This window comes from Collimonas sp. GW821-FHT07E08, from assembly GCF_059418905.1.
In genome coordinates, this window is the sequence record NZ_JBWKQR010000040.1 from 1 (window position 1) to 3,733 (window position 3,733).

General features: G+C 52.6%; 4 protein-coding genes and 4 pseudogenes. 1 reads left to right on the top strand and 7 read right to left on the bottom strand.

The annotated features are described in order from the left end of the window. Positions 1-90: 90 nt before the first annotated feature. The 3 genes and pseudogenes from tnpC to AC07RZ_RS23995 all read right to left on the bottom strand — a co-directional run. A pseudogene (tnpC, locus tag AC07RZ_RS23985) lies at positions 91-717 on the bottom strand (IS66 family transposase); the annotation flags it as partial. Continuing rightward, positions 696-1,097 (bottom strand): IS66 family insertion sequence element accessory protein TnpB, encoded by a 402-nt coding sequence (gene tnpB / locus AC07RZ_RS23990; protein ID WP_494669854.1) that lies wholly within the window; start codon positions 1,095-1,097, stop codon positions 696-698. The gene tnpB (AC07RZ_RS23990) and the pseudogene tnpC, both read right to left, overlap by 22 nt. A 44-nt stretch (positions 1,098-1,141) precedes the next feature. Further along, positions 1,142-2,059 (bottom strand): annotated as a pseudogene (locus AC07RZ_RS23995) (IS481 family transposase); the annotation flags it as partial. A 304-nt stretch (positions 2,060-2,363) separates the two neighbouring features. Here AC07RZ_RS23995 and AC07RZ_RS24000 point away from each other — a divergent pair. Continuing rightward, a complete protein-coding gene (locus AC07RZ_RS24000) occupies positions 2,364-2,525 on the top strand; it encodes a transposase (RefSeq protein WP_494669857.1) in 162 nt (53 codons plus the stop codon). A gap of 150 nt (positions 2,526-2,675) precedes the next feature. On the opposite strand, the pseudogene tnpB (AC07RZ_RS24005) reads toward AC07RZ_RS24000, so the two are convergent. The 4 genes and pseudogenes from tnpB (AC07RZ_RS24005) to AC07RZ_RS24020 form a co-directional block, all read right to left on the bottom strand. Then, positions 2,676-2,810, bottom strand: a pseudogene (tnpB, locus tag AC07RZ_RS24005) (IS66 family insertion sequence element accessory protein TnpB); the annotation flags it as partial. A gap of 169 nt (positions 2,811-2,979) precedes the next feature. After that, a complete protein-coding gene (locus AC07RZ_RS24010) occupies positions 2,980-3,261 on the bottom strand; it encodes a transposase (RefSeq protein WP_494669855.1) in 282 nt (93 codons plus the stop codon). Further along, entirely contained in the window at positions 3,246-3,419 is a 174-nt protein-coding gene (locus AC07RZ_RS24015; protein WP_494669856.1) for a hypothetical protein, read from the bottom strand. Before AC07RZ_RS24015 ends, AC07RZ_RS24010 begins: the two co-directional genes overlap by 16 nt. 201 nt (positions 3,420-3,620) lie before the next feature. Further along, positions 3,621-3,728 (bottom strand): annotated as a pseudogene (locus AC07RZ_RS24020) (IS110 family transposase); the annotation flags it as partial. Positions 3,729-3,733: the final 5 nt, after the last annotated feature.

The window sequence follows — 3,733 nt, forward strand, 5'->3', positions numbered from 1 at the left end:
TGTAAGCCCCGTCAGTACCGTCGTTGACAGTTGAGGCTAGATATGATCGCATTTTTATGCGGCGCGCAGGTTAATCTGATCAGCGAAGTTTCATGGCAGGAGTTTGTCAGTGCGATTGACCGGATGGTCAGTGATATAGGTAAACACATAGCGCGACTAAGCTTCAGGATCGATGCCGTTCATGCGTGCGCTGCCGATGAGGCTGTACATGGTTGCAGGAAGTTCTCCGCCACTGTCGGATCCGAGAAGCAAGTAATTTCTGCGGCCCAGACAGCATCCGCGCAATGCATTCTTGGTGATATTGTTGTCGATTTCGGCGACACCATCGCCACAGTAATAGATCAGCGCCTACCACTGGTTGAGCAGGTAATTGATGGCTTTGGTCGTATCCGACAGCGTCAGCAATCGTTGCTGAAACCATATTTCCAGACTGTCGAGTAGCGGACGTGACTACGCTTGCTGCATTCGTTGACGTTGGTCGGGTGGTTGGCTGCGGATTTGGGCTTCAATTGCATACAGCGCGCCGATCCGGCGTAGCGCCTCAGTCGTTGTCGGCATCGTCGCCTTCTTGACATGCAGATAGTTCAGCTTGCACCGGGCATGAGCCATGCAGATGGCTTCACGAATCTGTCCATCGGCGAAGAGCTTATCGTAGCCTGGAAATGCATCGGCCTGGAGAATGCCATTAAAGCCAGCTAGGTGCGACTGCGGGTGTTGGCTCTATCAATTCGGCGAATAGCAATATCGCTAGGCAGTGAGAAGGCATGCATGGAGTTCATGCGCATGTAATAATGTACAAACATTGGTGGCCAGGTGCGTTCTGGCTGTTTCCAGTTAATTCCCTCCAGAAGCATGGAGAGCTGGGCCGCGGTCAAATGTACTTTGCCGCTGTCGGGTTGCGGCCAGACGAAACGGCGTCGTTCCAAGCGCTTCGAAAGTAAACATAGACCGTCGCCGGTTGATAATAGCACCTTGAGCACATTACCACGTCGACTGCGGAAGACAAAGCCATGGCCTGAGAATGGATCGTCAGCAAGCGCCGTTTGCACCTTCCCGGCCAAGCCATTAAATGTAGTAGTCGCGATCTGATCTGACATTCCCCGGTTTGACGTGTGCGGTCGTTGTTGTAATAAGCCTGCTAGTCGTCCAGATCGCTTTGCAGCTCTTCAATCGAGCGGTAGATCTTGCGCCGGAACGTGGCCTGATAAAACTCCTGCAGAATGGTTTTATGGAAACGTTCGCAGATCCCATTAGTCTGCGGATGTCGAACCTTCGTCTTGGTGTGCTCAATGTCATTGAGGGCCAGGTAGAGTTGGTAATCATGCGCTTCCGGCCGGCCGCAATATTCGGTGCCACGGTCGGTCAACACGCGGATCAAGCCCATTTCCTGCTCTGCCAGGAACGGCAGCACCCGGTCGTTCAGTAGATCGGCTGTGGTGATTGGCGTCTTCGTTGTATAGAGCTTGGCCGCTGCCCACTTCGAATACGTGTCAACGAAGGTCTGTTGGTAGATTCGGCCCACGCCCTTGATAGTGCCGACATAGAATGTGTCCTGGCTGCCAAGATAGCCAGGATGGACCGTCTCGATCTCTCCGTGCGCCACGTCGTCTTCCTGTTTCTTCTCCAGAGCGACGACCTGCGCTTCGATCAGAACCTCGCCAGTTTCGGCAATGTGCCGCTCCAGCGCCGGAAGACGCTTCTTGAACGATTCCAAGTCACGCTGTAGCCAGACGGACCGTACACCGGATGGGGAAACAAAAACACCACGCTTACGCAGTTCGTTCGATACACGGACTTGGCCGAACGCCGGCTGCTCCAGGGCAAATTGAGCTACGGCCACTTCAGTGGCTTCTTCAACGCGATTTCTGAGATTGGGCTTTCTACGATTGGCGTCAATCAGGGCATCCACACCGCCTGTTTCTACTGCCGTTTGATAGCGATAAAACGTGTTGCGGGAAAATCCCATCACCTTGCAGGCACGAGACACGTTTCCAAGTTCTGCAGCAAGATTGAGCAGGCCGACCTTGTGCTTGATGACATTCTGAGGAACATTACGCATGGGGTTACTCCTTGGCGCTTGCGCGCTGGTTTAATAAAGATTTGCACCTCTATCAAACCGGGTACCCCCACCATTTGGCAAGGCCTTACTGTCCGCTCAAGTCGGAATACTACACATTAAAACCGGCCCGCATATCAGGACCACCCGTCGCAATCCAAATACGGGGGTTTGCCTGCAGGTTTATCATGTTCGTAAGCTGTAATGCCGCGCGCAGTGCCGCTGCATCGTAAGCGTAATTTCTGCACCGTCTGGACCTGGATGATTTGGACCTCATGATTGCGTTTGAAGGCACATACGGTTTTGCATTTATGGACACACCCACACCCTTGTTGCCAGACCACGCGCCAATCGCCGACACTTAATAGAATTTAAACGCGCTGTCGTGGAACAGTCGTTTTTGCCCGGTGCCTCCGTGGCAAGCTTGGCCCGAAGCCATGGCATTAACGCTAATTTGATCATCGCCTAGCATATCATTTATACCATTGCTCGTCCTTATATATAGTGGCCTTCAAAGCATTTTAACTTCATCAAACCTGCCAATGTGTGGGTGGCTTTGTCTGCAGGCGACACCAATGGACGTCGGCAGTAAGCTACCGTCATTCGGCTTCGCTGAGGATCAGGTGACGTCATCAATTCGCGGCCAAGTGAAGCGCTCGTGGTGCAAGCGTCGTACACACAGCCAGACGCCGGTGACATCCCACATCAGCAGCTTGATGCAATTGCCGTTACGATTACTAAAGGCATAGGTTGCGCCATCGCAAGGAAATCGCCAGAGCCCGCTGTATTTTTAACGATAAGCCGGAGAGGGCGGCGACGGGAATAGCGAGCGCTTGCACTGTGATAGAAACCAAAGCCGGTGCCGAGCAGTTCGCTGGCTCATTGTGGTGCCCGATACTGATGTTTGCCGATACGCCGGCCAGCTACTGATCTCGATGTGCCTTGCCCCAACGACGCAAAAAATTGGTGTCGAGTTGATTTACTAGCGCAACTGCGGCGATTGAGACACCGGGTTCTAGGCAGGCGGCAATCACTGCAGCTTTGAATGCAGCCGAATATCTCCGATGGAGGCGCGAAGTCGTCGGTGTAAATTCGTGATTGTTCATGCGTACACGTGTCCATTTTAAAAAATCGTGGACACTAGCATCGCCTCCCGAAACGACATCAACAAGGTGGATTGGCTGGGCGCTTACGGCCCACGGCATAGTTCCATACGAATATCGGCCAGGATGCTCGGTACAGCAGTAGGTATGCGCGGCACCGAAACAAACTCGCCGCCGCCGGACAAGGTGGTCGGTAAGGTGCGCACCTGCGTCCAGGAGTGCCACTTGTGCACGAGATTGGCATTGATGCCGTGGGTCATCGCCACCGCCGCAATCGAGGTGCCTTGTTAATTATTCGTCGAATATTTGTTTCTTGAGCACGGTGCTATGTAGGCGTCTTTCGGATGTCATGTCTTTCATAAGTGTCCACCAAAAATAATTAGGTGAACACCATCATCCTCATCCTCATTGATCGGGCTTCCTTCATGATGCCTTCACCGGGTGCTTACTCAAGTTTTACAAAAAAGAAGCATCTGTGCTCGCTTGATCTGCTTCCGCAAACAAACCTTTCCGTGTTGATCTATTCCGTGGATCTGAAAAATAGCCTTCGTCAAATCGGTACCACATATACTAT

Bases quoted from the DNA above. Each gene is read 5' to 3' on its own strand.
- tnpB (WP_494669854.1), bottom strand. From the start codon at position 1,097: ATGTCAGATCAGATCGCGACTACTACATTTAATGGCTTGGCCGGGAAG.
- AC07RZ_RS24010 (WP_494669855.1), bottom strand. From the start codon at position 3,261: ATGCCGTGGGCCGTAAGCGCCCAGCCAATCCACCTTGTTGATGTCGTT.
- AC07RZ_RS24015 (WP_494669856.1), bottom strand. From the start codon at position 3,419: ATGACCCACGGCATCAATGCCAATCTCGTGCACAAGTGGCACTCCTGG.